This is a genomic window from Arthrobacter sp. H14 (assembly GCF_000520495.1).
GTDB lineage: Bacteria > Actinomycetota > Actinomycetes > Actinomycetales > Micrococcaceae > Arthrobacter_C.
Genome location: NZ_KI914640.1, coordinates 1 through 17249 on the forward strand (window position 1 = coordinate 1; position 17249 = coordinate 17249).

General features: G+C 62.4%; 19 protein-coding genes. 11 read left to right on the plus strand and 8 right to left on the minus strand.

The window, feature by feature from the left end:
* Nucleotides 1-770 (plus strand): polyprenyl synthetase family protein (locus Y707_RS0106185; protein WP_026534427.1); only part of this gene is annotated, 770 nt, incomplete at its 5' end.
* A gap of 1 nt (nucleotide 771) precedes the next feature.
* Here Y707_RS0106185 and Y707_RS0106190 read toward each other — a convergent pair.
* Nucleotides 772-1197 carry a hypothetical protein gene (locus Y707_RS0106190; protein WP_026534428.1) on the minus strand — a complete coding sequence of 142 codons (426 nt, stop codon included), beginning with the start codon at nucleotides 1195-1197 and terminating at the stop codon, nucleotides 772-774.
* A gap of 55 nt (nucleotides 1198-1252) precedes the next feature.
* Complete coding sequence (locus Y707_RS0106195; RefSeq protein WP_216699215.1) at nucleotides 1253-1414, minus strand: hypothetical protein; 162 nt, start codon at nucleotides 1412-1414, stop codon at nucleotides 1253-1255.
* Nucleotides 1415-1503: 89 nt separating this feature from the next.
* Between Y707_RS0106195 and Y707_RS23950 the strand changes: the two genes are divergently transcribed.
* The 3 genes from Y707_RS23950 (at nucleotide 1504) to Y707_RS0106210 (ending at nucleotide 2892) form a co-directional block, all read left to right on the plus strand.
* Nucleotides 1504-1785, plus strand: coding sequence for a hypothetical protein (locus Y707_RS23950; RefSeq protein ID WP_051441711.1), 282 nt, complete (start codon nucleotides 1504-1506; stop codon nucleotides 1783-1785).
* 21 nt (nucleotides 1786-1806) lie between these two features.
* Nucleotides 1807-2070: a hypothetical protein gene (locus Y707_RS0106205; RefSeq protein WP_026534430.1), complete on the plus strand. Its 264-nt coding sequence runs from the start codon at nucleotides 1807-1809 to the stop codon at nucleotides 2068-2070.
* Nucleotides 2071-2592: 522 nt separating this feature from the next.
* Nucleotides 2593-2892 (plus strand): hypothetical protein, encoded by a 300-nt coding sequence (locus Y707_RS0106210; protein WP_026534431.1) that lies wholly within the window; start codon nucleotides 2593-2595, stop codon nucleotides 2890-2892.
* Between the two features lie 52 nt (nucleotides 2893-2944).
* Here the strand turns inward: Y707_RS0106210 and Y707_RS0106215 are convergent, their stop codons facing one another.
* The 3 genes from Y707_RS0106215 to Y707_RS0106225 form a co-directional block, all read right to left on the minus strand.
* A complete protein-coding gene (locus tag Y707_RS0106215; protein ID WP_442853280.1) occupies nucleotides 2945-3565 on the minus strand; it encodes a trimeric intracellular cation channel family protein in 621 nt (206 codons plus the stop codon).
* Nucleotides 3566-3670: 105 nt separating this feature from the next.
* Entirely contained in the window at nucleotides 3671-4549 is an 879-nt protein-coding gene (locus Y707_RS0106220) for an HNH endonuclease (RefSeq protein WP_216699216.1), read from the minus strand.
* 36 nt (nucleotides 4550-4585) lie between these two features.
* Nucleotides 4586-4954: a VOC family protein gene (locus tag Y707_RS0106225; RefSeq protein ID WP_026534434.1), complete on the minus strand. Its 369-nt coding sequence runs from the start codon at nucleotides 4952-4954 to the stop codon at nucleotides 4586-4588.
* Between the two features lie 121 nt (nucleotides 4955-5075).
* Here Y707_RS0106225 and Y707_RS0106230 point away from each other — a divergent pair, with 121 nt between their 5' ends.
* Nucleotides 5076-5810, plus strand: coding sequence for a DsbA family protein (locus Y707_RS0106230; RefSeq protein ID WP_035780619.1), 735 nt, complete (start codon nucleotides 5076-5078; stop codon nucleotides 5808-5810).
* Nucleotides 5811-5812: 2 nt separating this feature from the next.
* On the opposite strand, the gene Y707_RS0106235 is transcribed toward Y707_RS0106230, so the two are convergent.
* Nucleotides 5813-6574: a phosphotransferase gene (locus Y707_RS0106235; RefSeq protein ID WP_026534436.1), complete on the minus strand. Its 762-nt coding sequence runs from the start codon at nucleotides 6572-6574 to the stop codon at nucleotides 5813-5815.
* A 39-nt stretch (nucleotides 6575-6613) separates the two neighbouring features.
* Nucleotides 6614-8077: a PucR family transcriptional regulator gene (locus tag Y707_RS0106240; RefSeq protein ID WP_026534437.1), complete on the minus strand. Its 1464-nt coding sequence runs from the start codon at nucleotides 8075-8077 to the stop codon at nucleotides 6614-6616.
* Nucleotides 8078-8277: 200 nt separating this feature from the next.
* Here Y707_RS0106240 and Y707_RS0106245 point away from each other — a divergent pair, with 200 nt between their 5' ends.
* From Y707_RS0106245 to Y707_RS23955, 3 genes are all read left to right on the plus strand, one after another.
* The gene (locus Y707_RS0106245; protein WP_026534438.1) at nucleotides 8278-9705 is read left to right on the plus strand and encodes a gamma-aminobutyraldehyde dehydrogenase; all 1428 of its coding nucleotides are present in this window, start codon (nucleotides 8278-8280) and stop codon (nucleotides 9703-9705) included.
* A gap of 81 nt (nucleotides 9706-9786) precedes the next feature.
* Nucleotides 9787-11130 carry a 4-aminobutyrate--2-oxoglutarate transaminase gene (gene gabT / locus Y707_RS0106250; protein WP_035780598.1) on the plus strand — a complete coding sequence of 448 codons (1344 nt, stop codon included), beginning with the start codon at nucleotides 9787-9789 and terminating at the stop codon, nucleotides 11128-11130.
* A 33-nt stretch (nucleotides 11131-11163) separates the two neighbouring features.
* Entirely contained in the window at nucleotides 11164-12084 is a 921-nt protein-coding gene (locus Y707_RS23955; protein ID WP_081744664.1) for an alpha/beta hydrolase fold domain-containing protein, read from the plus strand.
* Between the two features lie 18 nt (nucleotides 12085-12102).
* Here the strand turns inward: Y707_RS23955 and rarD are convergent, their stop codons facing one another.
* Nucleotides 12103-13056, minus strand: coding sequence for an EamA family transporter RarD (gene rarD / locus Y707_RS23960; protein ID WP_051441713.1), 954 nt, complete (start codon nucleotides 13054-13056; stop codon nucleotides 12103-12105).
* A gap of 253 nt (nucleotides 13057-13309) precedes the next feature.
* Here rarD and Y707_RS0106265 point away from each other — a divergent pair, with 253 nt between their 5' ends.
* The 3 genes from Y707_RS0106265 to Y707_RS32675 all read left to right on the plus strand — a co-directional run.
* Nucleotides 13310-14689, plus strand: a complete 1380-nt coding sequence (locus Y707_RS0106265) for an FAD-dependent oxidoreductase (protein WP_035780600.1) — start codon at nucleotides 13310-13312, stop codon at nucleotides 14687-14689.
* A 188-nt stretch (nucleotides 14690-14877) separates the two neighbouring features.
* A complete protein-coding gene (locus Y707_RS0106270) occupies nucleotides 14878-16080 on the plus strand; it encodes a TerC family protein (RefSeq protein ID WP_026534441.1) in 1203 nt (400 codons plus the stop codon).
* A 116-nt stretch (nucleotides 16081-16196) separates the two neighbouring features.
* The coding region (locus Y707_RS32675) for a helix-turn-helix domain-containing protein (RefSeq protein WP_253905080.1) at nucleotides 16197-17249 on the plus strand (1053 nt) is incomplete at its 3' end.

Here is a 17249-nt window from a genome sequence, read left to right on the forward strand (position 1 = left end):
CCGTCGTCGTCGAGCTGACGCACTTGGCTACGCTTTACCACGATGACGTGATGGACTCGGCGCCGTACCGCCGCGGCGGGCCGACGGCTCACGAAGTGTGGGGCAACAGCGTCGCCATCCTGACCGGGGACCTGCTGTTCGCCCGCGCCTCCATCCTGGTCTCGGAGCTGGGCGGCGAAGCGCTCGGCATCCAGGCCCGGACCTTTGAACGGCTGTGCTTGGGCCAGCTGCACGAAACCGTCGGTCCGCGCGAAGGCGATGACGCCGTCGAACATTATCTCTCGGTCATCGCCGACAAGACCGGTTCGCTGGTGGCGGCGTCCGGCCAGCTCGGTGCCCTGTTCGCCGGTGCGGACAAGCAGATTATCGACACCATGGTGTCCTACGGGGAAAAGGTCGGCGTCGCCTTCCAACTGGCCGACGACGTTATCGACGTGACCGGGATGAAGAAAGTTTCCGGCAAATCACCGGGGACGGATCTGCGCGAAGGCGTTCCGACACTGCCGGTGCTGCTGCTGCGCAAGGCTGCCGACGATGGCGATGCCTCGGCTGCCGCTGTGATCGACCTGGTGGACGGCGACCTGACGACGGACGAAGCGCTCGCCGATGCCGTAACCGCCGTGCGCGGGCATGCGGTCACCGGCAAGGCGTGGGAAGTTGCCCAGCAATGGGCCGACGACGCCGTCGCCTCCCTCGATCCGCTGCCCGAAGGCGCGGTCAAGAACGCGCTGGCCGGCTTCGCCCAAGCCGTGGTTACCCGCAGCGCCTGAGCTACTCTTCCTCTTCGTCCTCTTCGGTGAAGACCCACTCGAACTGATCGAAGACGAACTCGCTGAACGTTCCTTCTTCGCTTTCCCACTGTCCATCGGCGTTCCGCCGCCACACGATCGGATCCGGCACGTCCAGGTCCTCGACCCGGAAGCCCCATACCGTGGTCTCATCCTCGTCCTCGAGGAAGAGCAGGAAGCCGTCGTCGACCTCGAGCTCGTCCGGGTCCCAGAAGAAGTTGTAGACCTCCATCAGCTCCGAACTTCCCACGCAGTGCAGGAATTCACGCAGCACGAGGGGTACGTCGAAGTCGTGGCGGGACACCTCAGCGTCCAGCTCCGGGATGCGGATACCGTCGTCTTTTGACCATTCACGGTTCAGGTATTTCGGAACCAGTCCTCGGAACTTGTCCAGGAACATATCGGGCACGCGGTTTCTCCTGAGGTGAGGATGGGTGGATGTCCATGACCAGTTTATGGCCCGATCACCGGTTGTCGGTGCCGTTACCGCCGGAGGCGTCCCTGCGGGTGCCATTCCTGCCGGAGGCAGCCCATGTGCCGTCGGTCAATGCTGAGACCAGTTGATCGTATGCCAGCAGGGGATGATGCTGGTCGTCCCGTCGTTCGGTGGGGTAGAAGACCGCCATCGACTGCACCGGCGATGGACCGAGCAACCGGCCCGCACCGTTGGCCAGTTCCAGCGCCCTTTGGGCACCGGCACGGCACTTCGTTCGTCATGCCGAAATCAGAAGTTGATGCCCTCATCGAGTCCACCGGTGGGAATCCGCGGGCAATGGAAGATGCGCTTGGACTTCCCGAAGGCTTCTTCGACAACGGCGCAGTTCGCGTCGATATCGATTCACCAGGCGACCACGGGCTCCGAATGCCTTCCGGCAACGAAGCCGGAGCCAATGAGCAGTGGACTCCAGCCGGACAACTCCCGACTGGTTTTTCAGAGGCAGTCATCGATGGGGCCAATGTAGATCCGTCCGGGTACGATATTTCCAAGTTTGATTAGTCCAGAGGGGCCGCTGACCATATGAAGTTCGTTGATGCATACTTTTCGCGCGGAAATCGCTACGCCCTCGGCGTCGAGGAAGAGACCGGTCGGTACTACGCGTCGCTGCCTGTGAGTAATGGCGTTGTCGACTACGAAGAATACTATGAACTCACTAAAGGGCAGTTTGACCATTTTCGCGCAGATCCCGACGACGCCATTGAATTCATTGAGGCATGCCGTCGACGTGAGCACGACGATCTTCTAATGCAGAAACCGGGCTGGAATCGTGGAACGCCGGTTTGACTCCGGGACACGGTGGCTGAGATCGAGCGGCGGCTAACGAGACGATCGACGCTTCATCCGGCGCGGATTCAGCGGTGCCAGCCTTGTACTGCCAGCGGCACATTCGGCTTTGTCGAGGATACGCTCAACAACGATTCGCCGGCAGAATATCGTCAACGGATGCGAGGATTATCTCAGATGGTGCAGACACTGCGAGTGGCGTACGCCAGAGGAAGATCATCAACGGGCTGAGACTCGACTACACGTGGGAAGATGGCACCCCAGGTCCGTTCTCGTCGGATAGGCTGGTGGGTATTTTCGACGTCGAGGACCGGGTGCGCGTTGGCTGATGATAGGTTGCCGAATGGTATGCGGGTCAGCGACGTCTATGTTGTTTGGCGGGGCCGTGAGTATGTCCCGGGTGGGCGAGACCGTGCAACCGGCCGGATAGTTATTCAATTTCACGGTCCCGAGCCGTTCGAAGACGGGTTTGAGCGAAAACGCCGGGAGGCACGCCAGCGATGGCCGACGTGGTCGCGGTGGGTGCCGATCGATGAGATCGAGCGCAAGTTTTCTGCGCAGACCGTTGGTATGTGGCGGGATGCTGAGTTCCGTGTTTTCGGGCAGAGCGATGACGAAGACGTCGCCGCCGGTGGCCGGGACGTGTTGATTGACGGGCCGGTGAAGGATGCCGGTGTGCTGAAGCCACCTTCTTGGTGGAAGCAGATAGAGCCGCTGAATTTTGTGGACAGGAACTTGGTTTTTGGGTGGGTGCCGTGGTCTGAGCTGACTGACCTGCGGGAAGAAAATGAAGAGGAACCACTCCCTTTTTCGGGTTCGTAGCGGCGGCCTCGCCGCCGTCCAGCAGCACCGAGTTGCTGAATTCGCGGGAACTTTAGCGATGCCAACCTTGCACGGCCAGCGGCACATTCCAGCTGAACCGCCAGGCCAGAATGCGGAACGCGAAGACCGCCGCGGCGACACCCGTGGTGGTGAAAACGTTCGACCAGCCAAAGGTATCCAAAAGAACCACAAGGAACGCCCCGGCGAAAGCCGGGACCGCGTAGACATCCCGGGGATCGAAAATTTTCGGCACTTCATTGGCCGTAACGTCACGGAGGAGCCCGCCACCAACCGCCGTCGTCACGCCCAGCAGGATCGCCGAGACGGGGTTCAGGCCGAACTCCAACGCCTTCAATGTCCCGGTGACGCAGAACAGCGCCAGCCCGCCGGCGTCGAAAACCACCAGCAGGTTGCCGAACCGCTGAACTGAGGAAAACAGGAAGTACACGAGCAGCGCCGCCAATAGCGGCGGGATGATGTACAGCGGATTGGAGAATGCTGCCGGAACGCCGGCGTTGATGATCAGATCGCGGACCACGCCTCCGCCGAGGCCGACCAGCGAGCCGAGCAGCAATGAACCCACGATGTCAAACCCCTTGCGCGCCGCGAGCAGGCAGCCCGACACGGCAAAGGAGAACACGCCCAGCAGGTCCAGAATCAGGGCGACGTCCACGGCATCGTTCACGGTGAACCCTCCAAGGCGGTGTCGCAGGACCAGATCATCGGGATTGGGGACAAGGTGTAAGGACGCCGTCAGTCTACGTGGGGCGGCGACGTGTCACTGGTTCGACGTGCCCGGACCGAGGAGCCGGGCAGCGTCTTCCTGAGCCTGCTGCTCCTCGGGACTGACCAACGCTCCCTGCAGGTACCCGGCCCTGGAGATCATTGTGCGCAACTCCGCCGGCGTGTAGGGAACAGGTTTGCGGCGGTGCGCCATGGCATGACAGTTGGGGCATAGCGGGACGAGATCGGTGAGCGGATCGAGCTCGTAATCCCCGTCCACAAGCGAAACCGGGACGATGTGATGCACCTGGATGAACCCTTTGCCGATGTCGCCGTAAACCGCCTCGAAGGAGAAGCCACAGGACGAGCAGCTCGTTCCATGATGGCTGATGCAGGCCTCGCGTGCATGAGGATCCCACTCGTACCGATTGAGGGGAGTCGTGGCCAGCGCATTTTCGGGAAGTGTGCCGGGTGGTGGCGTCGTCGGATCCAATGGGACCGGGGCGTATTGCGCCCACAAAAACCGCACTGCCGCCTCATTTTCGGATGGAATTTCGACGGCGGCACCCGGCTCAGTATTCCAGCGCACCTTTGGAAGGCGTTCTATCAGTACTTCGGCCGGTATTTCCCCTCCCCACTGCAGGAGCGCGTCGACGGCAACGTCGGCGAATCTCCGGCCGTCGTCGACCCCGTCTGAATCAGTGGCACCCGGATAGGGTTCGGAGGCGATCGTGCCGTGCCCGATCAATCCGCGGCCTTGGCCACCTCGCAACAGCAGCCAGGCGTCAGCCCCGGGGAAGATGCCGTCGTTTCCGGATACTTCCCAACTTCCAACCGCCCGGCCGGTTTCGGTGAGACGGTCCAAGGTCATGGAATAGCTGGGCAGTTCACCGTTCTGCCGGTCGGGACTGAGATCAAAGATGTAAGCCGTCACAGGCACCATCCTTGCACCGATGACCGGGCTGAGGGACTAGAGATCCTGAACAGACCGGGAGAGCAAACAGAACTCGTTGCCTTCCGGATCACCGAGAACCACCCAGCTGACATCCTGCCCCTGCCCGACGTCGACTCGACTCGCGCCGAGGGAAATCAGCCGCTCCAGTTCCCGCTCGGTTGTCACACCGTCGGCCCGCAGATCCAGGTGGAGCCGGTTCTTCAGCGTCTTGGACTCGGGAACGGGCACTATGTCAATCGTCGGCCAAGCGCCGTCTTTGGGGGCAATGCTGATAATGCCGGCGTCTTCTTCAACGACTTTCCAGTCGAGCACGGCACACCAGAATTCGACGACAAGATGGGGATCGATGGCGTCAATGGCGACGGCGGCGATGCGGCTGGTCATGTTGTCATTGTTCTTCGTTACGCCGGAAAGGTCCATGCCGCAGAGGTGGAGCATGGGTAGTTGTCCACAGTTTGTTGCGGAATGCTTGACCGGGGTGTGGGTGGGCCATAGCGTATGGACCGTGAGGACTCCGGATATCAACTTTTACTTCGACCCGACGTGTCCGTTTGCCTGGATGACCAGCAAATGGGTCCGGTTGGTGATTGCCCAGCGCGACTATTCCGTGGATTGGCGGTTCATCTCGCTGCGGATGATCAACGCCAATGTGGACTATGACGCCCATTTCCCACCGGAGTACGAGGCCGGACACAATGCAGGGTTGCGGTTGCTCCGCGTTGCCGCCAAAGCCCGGGCTGAGCATGGCCACGATGCGATCGGTCCGCTCTATGCCGCGTTGGGGGCGCATATCTTCGACTCGGAGCCAACTCCAGGCGGAGATGACAGCGCCACCCGCGACCGGCGTGGCACTCAACGGTTTGTGGAGCCGATTCTGCAGGAGGCAGGCCTGCCAACCTCCCTGTCGGACGCGCTGGACGACGACTCGCTGGATCCTGAAATCCGGGCCGAAACGGACGAAGCGCTTGCCCTGACCGGCAAGGACGTCGGCACTCCGATCATTCACTTCGAGCCGCCCACCGGAGTAGCGTTCTTTGGGCCGGTCATCAGCCGGCTTCCCAGCGAGGAAGACGCAGTACGGCTGTGGGACCACGTTCTGGGACTGGCGTCCTTCCCCGGGTTCGCGGAGCTGAAGCGCAGCCTGCGCGAGCGCCCCCAATTACGGGGTCTCGGTGTCAGCGGGGATGAAGCCGGTCTGCAGGAAGACTGGCACGGCGGCAGCCGCAGGCAGAAAAAGTAGGTCTACTTGAGTTCCTGCATTTCCGAGGCCGCTTGTTCCAATGAGCCGGGTTGGCCGTTGCCGACCATCTCCTCGTAAAGCGGATCGCCGCCGGCTGCCAGTTCCCGTATCAGCCGGGCGGTTTCGGAGGCCCGGTTGATGGCGATATCGAGAATCTCGTCAACCGTGCCTTCCCAGCCATACTCGTCGAGGAACACGCGCAGCCGGTGGCCCCGGGCATCGAAGTCGGTAAACCCCTCGTCCTCGGCTATCTTGCGGGCGTGCAGTGGCACCCACGCGAACGCGGTAAACGCAATGTCTTCAATTACGGTCAACGGTCCGGCCAGATCCCAGTCGAAGAAACCGACGAATCTGCCATCCCGCCAGGCGGCGTTATATGGAGCGGCGTCATTATGGGCGATGATCAGTCCCGGTTCCCATTCGCGGCCCTGGCGCCAGACGTCATCGTCATTTGGCTGGAAATCCGCCACTGCGCGGTGGTATTCCCGCAGCCATGCCGCCACCTGGACCAGCGTCTCTTCGGTATGCACCCATGCGGGAAATGGTTTTTGGTTTCCGATGGTCTCGCCATCGAGGTACGTCAAGACTTCCCGGCCCTCGGCATCGAACCCGAGCGAACGCGGCGCTCCGTCGAAGCCGTGGTCCTGCAGGTGTTTCAGCAGCCGGTGGACTGATGCCGTCCACGGCCCGGGCGTCCGGCGGACGGTTCCGCCCTCGCGGACAGCTCCGGAATCGCTGCCGCCTGACAGCCTGCGTTCGATCATATTTCCATTATGGGTGAACGGCGGCGACGACGGCCCCAACTAGGATCGGCGGCGTTTACCGGCCGGGCGGTCACGATCTTCGGGATGCTGGAGGCCACGGACCGAGAGCGCGAGCCAGAGGTGTACGCGGTCGGCGGTGACCGCCGGGTCGTAGCCGGTTAGGTCGGTGATCTGCGAGAGCCGGTAGCGGACGGTGTTGCGGTGCAAACCCAGGTCCGCAGCTACGGCAGCAACGGAACCGTCGGACTGCAGGTAGGACTCAAGGGTCCTGAGAAGTTCGGCGTCGTTCTTTTCGTCAAAGGCCAGCAGCGGGTTTAGGGCCTCTGCTGCCAGGTCGGCCAACGGAACGTCTTCGCTGGCGAGCAACAGTGATGTCAGGTTCAGCCGCTCCGGAACGTTCAACCGCTCGCCATGGGAGAGCGCTTCTTTGGCCTCAAAATAACTCCATCGAAGCCCGCCGGTCTGCGCGTAGCTGCCTCCCTGCCCCACGGTCGCATCAATTCCCGCCTGCTCGAGGTAAGCGGCCAGCCTGCGCGCCTGATCGGCGACCGCTCCCGGGACGAGCACCGCCAGACGCCCGCCCAGCATGGCGCTCACGCAGTTGTCCATACCGGGCGGCAGCGGGAGCGTCGGCAGCGAGCGGCGGTCCTTGTTGCCAGCTTCGACCAGCAGGACCGCGTGTTTACCGGTCGTGGCCATGCCAGCGGCACCAAGACGCGCAGTCGCATCCGGACCGGTCAAAACTCCCCGCACAATGTCGTCGAGCACCTGCCCGGCGATTTGGCGTTGTGTTTCCCGGTGCCGGGCCTGGTTGCTAAGTTCGAGACTGATCAGTGATTGCGCGTAATTGACGATCCCGTCGGCCTCGTACGGCCGCCGCAGCCACAAGGTCGTCCGGTCTTTCTTGCCGGTGCTGATCGCGACTTGGTGCCAGCCGCCGTCGTCCTTATCCACTCCGGGGCTGCTGGCATAAACGCTGGCGCCGTATTGGGTCAGCTCAAGTTCGGTCTTCAACATTGAACCAAGGGTTTGCAGAAGCCCGGGCAAACCGTTGCCGGCCAGCAGTGCCGAAGCCAGCACCTGATGACTCTTGAGCAGCCGCTCCAGCTTGGCGTAATGGTCGGCGGAAAGGGCATCCGCAACCAGCTTTCCGACGGCGATGAAGGGCGTCTCGTAGGCGACTTCGAAAACCGGTATACCGAGTTTGTCCGCCTCCGCCACGAAAGCCTGCGGCACTTTTGAGTGTGAGAGCCCGATGCCGAATCCAATCGCCAGCACCTTCGCTTCATGCACACGCCGGACGAAGTCGCGCTGGGTTGCCGGCGTCTTCTGGCGCAGCCCTGTCGTCAGCAAGACCTCACCACCGGAAAGGAACGGAGTGGGATCTTCCAGCTCCGTTACAGCCACCCATTGAATCTCTGCGGCGCTGTCCCCGGCAGGGCTGCCGATCAGACGCAACGACAATCCGGGCGTGCCGATGAGCTCGGCGAGGGTGACGGCCATGCTCTAACTATAGTTGGGCTGTTGCACTATGGAAGGTCCCGGGTGATGTGCGTCAGCCCATTACCACGCAGGCCTGCTCTGGCGTACGCTCTCCAGTAGTGTGCTCCTGATTACACCGCATTCCGGTTCCAGGAGCGTTTCAACGAGGAAACCCGGTGCAGCCAATACCTGGACCGACGCCAACAGGAGGGTCATCTGACATGGCACAAACTTTGCAGAATTTCGTCAACGGCGAGTTCATCACACCGCAGGGAACCGACCTGCTCGACATTGTTAATCCGACCAACGGTGAAGTGGTGGCCCAGTCGCCGGTCTCAAATGCGGCCGACGTCGACGCCGCCATGACAGCGGCCGCCGAAGCGTTCAAAACGTGGAAACGCACGACGCCGACCGAGCGCCAGGCCATGCTGCTGAAGCTTGCCGACGCCATGGAGGCCAACAGCGATGAACTGGTCGAGGCGCAGCACCGCAATACCGGCCAGGTGAAGGAAATGATAGCCGGCGAGGAAGTGTCCGTCGGCGCGGACCAGATCCGTTTCTTCGCGGGAGCGGCCCGCCTGCTGGAAGGCAAGTCCGCCGGGGAGTACATGGAAGGCTTCACCTCCTATGTCCGCCGCGAACCGGTCGGCGTCATCGCCCAGGTGACACCGTGGAACTACCCGCTGTTGATGGCCATATGGAAGATTGGACCGGCCCTCGCGGCCGGCAACGCCGTTGTGCTCAAGCCCAGCGACACGACGCCGGAAAGCACCCTGGTGCTCGCCCGGCTGATCGGTGACATCTTCCCGAAGGGCGTCTTCAACGTCGTGCTCGGTACCGGCGAGACCGGTTCCATGATGATCGGGCACAAGACACCTGCCATGGTTTCCATCACCGGGTCCGTCCGTGCCGGCAAGGCTGTTGCCCATGGCGCCGCCGAGGGCCTCAAGCGTGCGCATCTGGAGCTCGGCGGCAAGGCACCCGCGCTGGTCTTCGATGATGCGAATCTGGAGAAGACGGCCACGGAGATCGCGGAGTTCGCGTTCTTCAATGCCGGCCAGGACTGCACCGCGATCACCCGCGTGCTGGTCCAGGATGGCGTGCACGACAAGTTCCTTGAGCTGCTCGCCGACGCCGCCAAGGGCCTGGAGACCGGTAATGAGGATGAGTCGAAAAACTACTACGGTCCCTTGAATAACATCAACCACTTCAACTCCGTCTGCAGCGTTCTCGACTCCGTGCCGGAGCACGCCACCGTCGTTACCGGCGGCAAGCGGAAGGGGGAGAAGGGGTTCTTCATCGAGCCGACAGTCATCTCCGGCGTGAAGCAGACCGACGACCTGGTGCAGAAGGAGACCTTCGGGCCGGTCATTACCGTGCAGAAGTTCGGCAGCGAGCAGGAGGCGCTCGAGATGGCCAACGACGTCGACTACGCGCTTGCTTCCAGCGTCTGGACAACGAACCACCAGACGGCCCTGCGGGTGTCCCGCGATCTGGACTTCGGCTGTGTCTGGATCAACACCCACATCATGCTCACGGCCGAGATGCCGCACGGTGGCTTCAAGCAGTCCGGCTATGGCAAGGATCTGTCGATGTACGGCGTGGAGGATTACACCCGGATCAAGCACGTCATGAGCGCACTGGACTAGCCACACCCCGCGGAACCGGTGCGGGCCTCTTCGGCCACGCACTTATTGACCGCGTCGAAAAACACTTTGAAAGGTAGTCAAATGGCAGAGATTCAATACCGGCTGGAACAGAAGCGCAGGATTGTCGGGGATTTCCCCGGTCCCAAATCCAGCGCACTCAACGAACGGCGGCAGGCGGTTGTGGCCAGCGGTGTAGCTTCCGGCGTTCCGGTCTACGCGGCAGACGCCGACGGCGGAATCCTCCACGACGTGGACGGAAACTCCTTCATCGACCTGGCTGCCGGCATTGCGGTGACTGGCGTCGGTGCCTCGGCCCCCGCCGTCGTCGGCGCGGTCAAGGAGCAGGTGGAGCACTTCACGCACTCCTGTTTCATGGTGACCCCGTACGAAGGTTATGTGCGGGTGGCGGAGCTGCTGAATGAGCTGACTCCGGGTGATCACGAAAAGCGTTCCGTACTGTTCAACTCCGGTGCCGAAGCAGTGGAGAACGCCGTCAAGGTTGCACGCCTGGCCACCGGGCGCGATGCCATCGTCGCCTTTGACCACGCTTACCACGGCCGCACCAACCTGACCATGGGCCTGACGGCGAAATCCATGCCGTACAAGGCGAATTTCGGTCCGTTCGCGCCGGAGATTTACCGGGTTCCGATGAGCTACCCGTATCGGGAAGAGAACCCGGAAATCACCGGTCCCGAAGCTGCGCAGCGGGCGATTCTGGCGATCGAGAAGCAGATCGGGGCCGAATCCGTGGCGGCCATCCTGCTCGAGCCGATCCAGGGCGAGGGCGGCTTCATTGTCCCGGCCGAGGGCTTCATGCCCGCGCTCGCGGATTGGGCAAAGGAGAAGGGCATCGTCTTCATCGCGGACGAAGTCCAGTCGGGGTTCTGCCGCACCGGCGCCTGGTTCGCGTCGGAGCATGAGGGCGTCGTTCCGGACATCGTGGCGACGGCGAAAGGCATCGCGGGCGGTATGCCGCTGTCGGCGATTACCGGCCGGGCGGAACTGATGGATGCCGTCCACCCCGGCGGTCTTGGTGGAACCTACGGCGGCAACCCTGTTGCCTGCGCCGCAGCAATCGGAGCAATCCAGACCATGAAGGACTACGACCTGAACGGCCGGGCAAAGCAGATCGAAACCCAGGTGATGGGGCGGTTGCGGTCCCTGGCCCGGAACGTGGATATCATCGGCGACGTGCGCGGCCGCGGAGCGATGCTGGCCATCGAACTGGTCAATCCGGGCACCAAGGAACCCAATGCGGAGGCGACCAAGGCAATCGCGGCGTTCTGCCAGAAGGAAGGCGTCATCATCCTGACCTGCGGCACGTATGGCAACGTGGTTCGACTGCTGCCGCCACTGGTCATCGGTGAGGATCTGCTCGACGACGCCCTCGATGTGCTGGAAGCGGCGATCCGCGCGCAGGTCTGAAGTTCCGCAGGCCGTCTGGCTTAGACTCACAGGATGAGCATCCCGATGAAGCTGGCGTGCGCTGCCGTGCGCCTGACGCGGACCAAGCAGCATTACCGCTCCAAGGCGTGGATGCGGGCGGAATATCTGCAGCGCAGTTACCCGGTGCAGGCGCCGGTAAGCCGTTCGGTGCGGAAATTGTGCACTGTGGAGGAATCCATGGTGGGCGGCTTCCGCACCGTCACGCTGCGCCCCAGGTCGGAATCTTCAGATGCCAGCATTATCTACCTCCATGGCGGCACCTATATCAATGAACTGGTGCGGCCGCACTGGTCGATTATCGCGGAGCTGATCCGTCGCACCGGTGCCACCGTCACCGTTCCGTTCTACCCGCTCGCTCCCGAGCACACCTTCGGGGAGGCGTTTGAATATCTGGAAACCGTCTACGCGCGGGTGCTGGAAACGGCGGCGTCCGACGACGTCGTACTCGCCGGAGACTCTGCCGGCGGCGGGCTGTCGGTAGGCATGGCGCTGCATCTCCAGGCGGCCGGTTTGCCGCGGCCCGGGCGGCTGCTCCTGCTCTCGCCCTGGGCCGACATCACCGGCACCAACCCGGAACTGCCCGCCTACGAAAAGGTGGATCCGATGCTGGCCATCCCCGGTGCGGTCGAGGCCGGTTCCTGGTGGGCCGGGAAGGAGGACCCCCGGCATCCTCTACTGAGCCCGGTCTACGCGCCGGCCGCTGACCTGGCTCTGCTGCCTCCGGTGGATATCCATCAGGGCGAACGCGATATGTGTATGCCGGACGCGGCTAAGCTTGCCGCCAGGATCAACGACGCCGGTGGCACCGCGGCACTGACCGCTTACCCGGGGGCGTTCCATGTCTTCATGGCACTGCCGTGGCTGCCCGAATCGAAGGCGGTGTACGACGACGTCGAACGCGTTGTGCGGACAACCTCCGGCGAGCGCCGCTAATCGGACGGAACGGGCGGATCAGGCCGCGGTCCGGAGCTTCCGGTTGACCCCGTATTGGCGCAGCATGTCGGTGCTGAGGAAGATCAAGGCAACCCACACCAGGCCGAAACCGATCCAGCGCTCCAGCGGCATCCGCTCACCGAGCACGGTGATCGCCAGGATGAACTGCATGGTCGGCGTCAGATACTGCAGGAAGCCGACGGTGGCCAGCGGAAGCCGGCTCGCGGCGGCGCCGAACAGCAGCAGCGGAACGGCCGTGATCACGCCAGAGGCCACCAATAACCAGAAGTGAAGGGAACCCTCGGTCCCCAACGTAGAGTCGCCGGCGATGGCCAGCCAGATCATCACACCACCGGCGAGCGGCGCGAGGACAGCGGTTTCGACGCTGAGGCTGGTTACGGCATCCACCCGCCGTCCAACCTTTTTCTTGACGAAGCCGTACGCGCCGAAGGAGAGCGCGAGCGTGAACGCGATGATGGGAAGGTTGCCATAGGCGATGGTCAGTACGACGACGGCGACACCGCCGATTGCTACGGCCGCCCATTGCAACGGGCGCAGTTTTTCCTTCAGGACGATCACGCCGATCAGGACGGAAACCAGCGGGTTAATGAAGTAACCCAGCGACGTCTCAATCGCGTGTCCGCTGGTGACGCCGTAGACGTAGGTCAACCAGTTGGTGGCAATCAGCAGCGCCGCCACGGTTAGCGTACCGAGCACCTTTGGGCTGGAGACGGCCATTCCGAACACACGCCACGACTTCGTGAAGGTAATCAGCAGGGCGCAGAAGATCAGCGACCAGACCACCCGGTTGGCGACAATCTCGACGGGTCCGGCTGGTTCGAGCACCACGAAGTAGAGCGGTAGCAGCCCCCAGAGACCGTACGCGCCGAAGCCGAAGAGCAGGCCCTTGGTGCCTTCGCTGCGGGCGGGTTTAGTGCGGGAGGCGGCTACGCCGGCAGAGGTTGAGGACACACAGCTAATAACATCACCAACAGGGGCTGATATTCCATCCGGGCACGCTTTTCATGCTGAGCAGGGCTTTACTGCGGGGTCTCCCACCCCCCGGGCAGGGTGTTCCGCTGGTGCGGTAAGGAACCTCACTTAGCGCTGGGGGCCTCCGGCATTTAGACTAGATAACTGTGCGCTAATTGTTTAGCTGCGGTGTGACATCGCCGCCGACCACGCGGCAGTGCACCTCACTAATTATCTTTTGGAAGGACTGACTATGTCTCGCCCACTTCGGGTGGCCATTATTGGAGCAGGACCCGCCGGTGTTTATGCCGCGGATATTCTCACCAAGGCCGAGCGTGACTTCGAGGTCAGCATCGATCTTTTCGAACAGCATCCGGCCCCGTATGGTCTGATCCGCTACGGTGTTGCCCCTGACCATCCACGCATTAAAGGCATCGTCAACGCGCTGCACAAGGTCATGGACCGCGGTGATATCCGCTTCCTCGGCAATGTCACCTATGGCAAGGACCTGACCTTGTCGGACTTCCGCCATTTCTACGACGCCATCATCTTCTCCACGGGCGCGGTGAAGGACGCGGACCTCGAGGTTCCCGGCGTCGACCTGCCCGGTTCCTTCGGTGCAGCCGAATTTGTGTCCTGGTACGACGGCCATCCCGACGTTTCCCGCGAGTGGCCGCTGGAAGCCAAGGACATCGCGATCATCGGCAACGGCAACGTGGCCCTCGACGTGGCGCGGGTTCTTTCCAAGCACCCCGAGGACATGCTCTCCACCGAGATCCCGGACAACGTCTACTCGGAACTGAAGAACTCGCCGGCAACGGATGTGCACGTCTTCGGCCGGCGCGGTCCTGCCCAGGTGAAGTTCACCCCGCTGGAGCTGCGCGAGCTCGGGCATGTCAAGGACGTGGACATCATTGTCTACCCCGAGGACTTCGATTTCGACGAGCAGTCAATAAGCCAAATCAACTCGAACAACCAGTCGAAGAACATGGTCAAGACGCTGCAGAACTGGCTGCTCGACGAACCTTCCGGTGCGTCCCGGCGCCTGCACCTGCACTTCTGGCATCAGCCCAAGGAGATCTACGGCGAGGGCAGGGTCGAGGGCATCCGCTTCGACCGCACCGAGCTGACCAATGAGGGCCGCGTCACTACCACCGGCGAGGTAATGGATTACGCCGTGCAAGCGGTGTACCGGGCGGTGGGCTACTTCGGCTCCGCACTGGAAGAAATCGAATTCGACCACCAGCGTGGAGTGATCCCCAACGAGGGCGGCCGCGTACTGGATGTGCACGGTGAGTCAGTCCCCGGTATCTACGCCACCGGCTGGATCAAGCGTGGACCTACCGGCCTGATCGGACACACCAAGGGTGACGCGCTGGAAACGATCGGCTACCTCCTCGAGGACCGGCTGGAACTTCCCGCCGCCGAAGAGCCGGAGGAGAACGCGATTATCGACCTCCTCAAGGAGCGCGGCGTCGAGTACACCACCTGGGAGGGCTGGCTGCGGCTGGATGCCCACGAGCTGACACTCGGATCCAGCTACGACTCCAACGGCGTCCTCCGGGAGCGCATCAAGGTGGTTCCCCGTGAAGAAATGGTGACCATCTCCCGGGACTTCGGAAAAGGTCAGTAGACTTCACGTTTCGGCAGGCGCTGGTCCGCCGCTAGTATGAGAAGTGCGTAGGGGAGTATCCCTCAGCGCTGCAACCGTCAACACGTGCACGATGTCGCCGCACCGGTTGCAGCGGCCGGTGCACCGAAGGTCCCGGCGGAGAGACTTACGGCCTTGTCCGCTGTCCTGACGACGAAAGCCTGCCGAACATGACTGTTTCTCCCCTCATCTGGTCGTTGACTATCGCGCTGATCCTGGCGCTGCTGGCCTATGACTTCTTCTTCCACGTCCGCAAGGCACATGTGCCGACGCTGAAGGAAGCCTCCATCTGGTCGGCCGTCTATGTCGGTATCGCGGTCCTCTTCGGAATCGCCGTGCTGCTCTTCGGCGGCGGCACCATGGGCTCCGAATATTTCGCCGGCTACCTCACCGAAAAAGCCCTGTCGGTGGACAACCTGTTTGTCTTCCTGATCATCATGGCCAGTTTCAAGGTTCCCCGCGAGGACCAGCAGAAAGTGTTGCTGTTTGGCATCATCTTCGCGCTGATCACCCGTACCGGTTTCATCTTCCTCGGAGCCGCGCTGATCAACACCTTCGCCTGGGTCTTCTACTTCTTCGGGCTGATCCTGCTGATCACGGCAGGACACATGATCAAGCCCGAGAGCGAAGAGAGTCATGCGGGAGACAACTTCATGATCCGCATTGCCCGGAAGGTCTTCAAGACCACGGACTATTACGACGGGGACAAGCTCTTCACGATCGAAAACGGCAAAAAGGTCATGACCCCGATGCTGGTGGTCATGGTTGCCATCGGCGGGACCGATATCCTCTTCGCCCTCGACTCCATACCGGCGATTTACGGACTTACCCAGAATGTGTTCATCGTCTTTACAGCAACCGCATTCTCGTTGCTGGGCCTGCGCCAGTTGTACTTCCTGATTGACGGAATGCTGGACCGGTTGATCTACCTTTCCTACGGACTGGCAGCAATCCTGGCCTTTATCGGCGTCAAGCTGGTGCTGCATGCCCTGCACGAGAACACCGTGCCATTCATCAACGAGGGCCAGCCGGTCCCGGTCGTCGAAATCAGTACCGGGCTCTCCCTCAGCGTCATTGTCGGCATCCTGCTGTTGACGATCTTCGCGTCCCTTGTGAGCCCCGCCGGCAAGGCGCAGACGGCTGTATCCAACGCCCGCCGCCATGCCGAGAACTACCTCGACCTCTCGTACACCACCGACCAGGCAGAGCGGGAGCGCATCTTCAACGCGCTGGTTGAGGAAGAGGAACTGATCTCGACGATGGATGTGAAGTACCGCAATAAGGTCAAGGACATTGAACATATCCGGGCCAGTGCGCGCGAAGCACACCGTGTGCATGACGACTACATGGCGGGCAACCTCAAAAAGGAGTAGGGCAATGGGTGTCCGGTGCTGCCGGACACCCCCCTGTAAAAATCCGCGTTCCGCGCTAAGCTGTGAGCCAGCCCACTACCCTATGGTGCTGATGCGTGCGATGAAGCGGAGCAGCAGTGGACATTCCCCTTCCCGGAATGGCCGTTTCCCGGCGGCCGGACAGAACTGGCGCAGGACCGGCGTCGAACCCATGGCTTGCGGTTCCGGCCGGACTCAATCCGGACACTGTTCAGCAGCATGCCTATAAGGCCCACGAGAGACTCGGTTCCGGAATCCGGGGTGTCACCGGGCTTCGGAGCATCGTCCGCGATTCCTGGGAACGATCGCTGAGCCACCATGCCGACCCGGATGCAGCCAATCCGGAACTGGTGTACGACGGCGGCGAGCTGGCCGAGTACCGTCAGCAGCATCCGCTGGCCTCGATCATGCCGGTGATTCATCAGTTGCTGGTCTGCCCCACTTATGACAGCGGACTGTTGGTCGCCGTGGGCGATGAGCACGGCCGGTTGCTGTGGGTCGACGGCGACGAAGGCATGCGCCGCAAGGCCGAGGGGATGATGTTCATGGCCGGCGCGGACTGGTCTGAAGCCAGGGTCGGCACCAGTGCACCGGGCACCGCACTGGCACTTGATCATGGCATTCAGATCTCCGGCGCGGAGCACTTCAACAGAATGGTCCACCCCTGGAGCTGCACCGCCGTTCCGCTGCACGATCCGGATTCCGGCGCGGTGCTCGGCGTCGTGGATATTACCGGAGGGGCCGAAGCCGTCGCTGCGCATACGCTCTCGCTGGTGGAGGCCACCGTCGCCGCGGCGCAGGCGCAGCTCCGCGTTGAACGGCTGCAGTCTGCCGCCGGCCTCAGGACCGACCGTCCCGCCGGCAGGTTTGACCAAAGCAGGCCTTCCCGGTCCGCCGCCGGCTCCAATGGCGCACCGGCGGCACGGCTTTACCAGGACAGTCTGCAGGTGCTCGGCCGTGACCACGGACGGATCAGTATCGGCGGCAGCATCGGAGACGTCTCCGCCCGGCATGCCGAAATCCTCACCCTGCTCGCCTGGCACCAGGACGGTCTCAGCTCAGAAGAATTGTCGGCGATGCTCTACCCAAGGGATAAGTCGACGACGACGCTCCGTGCGGAAATGGTGCGGTTGCGGAAAGTCCTTCAACGG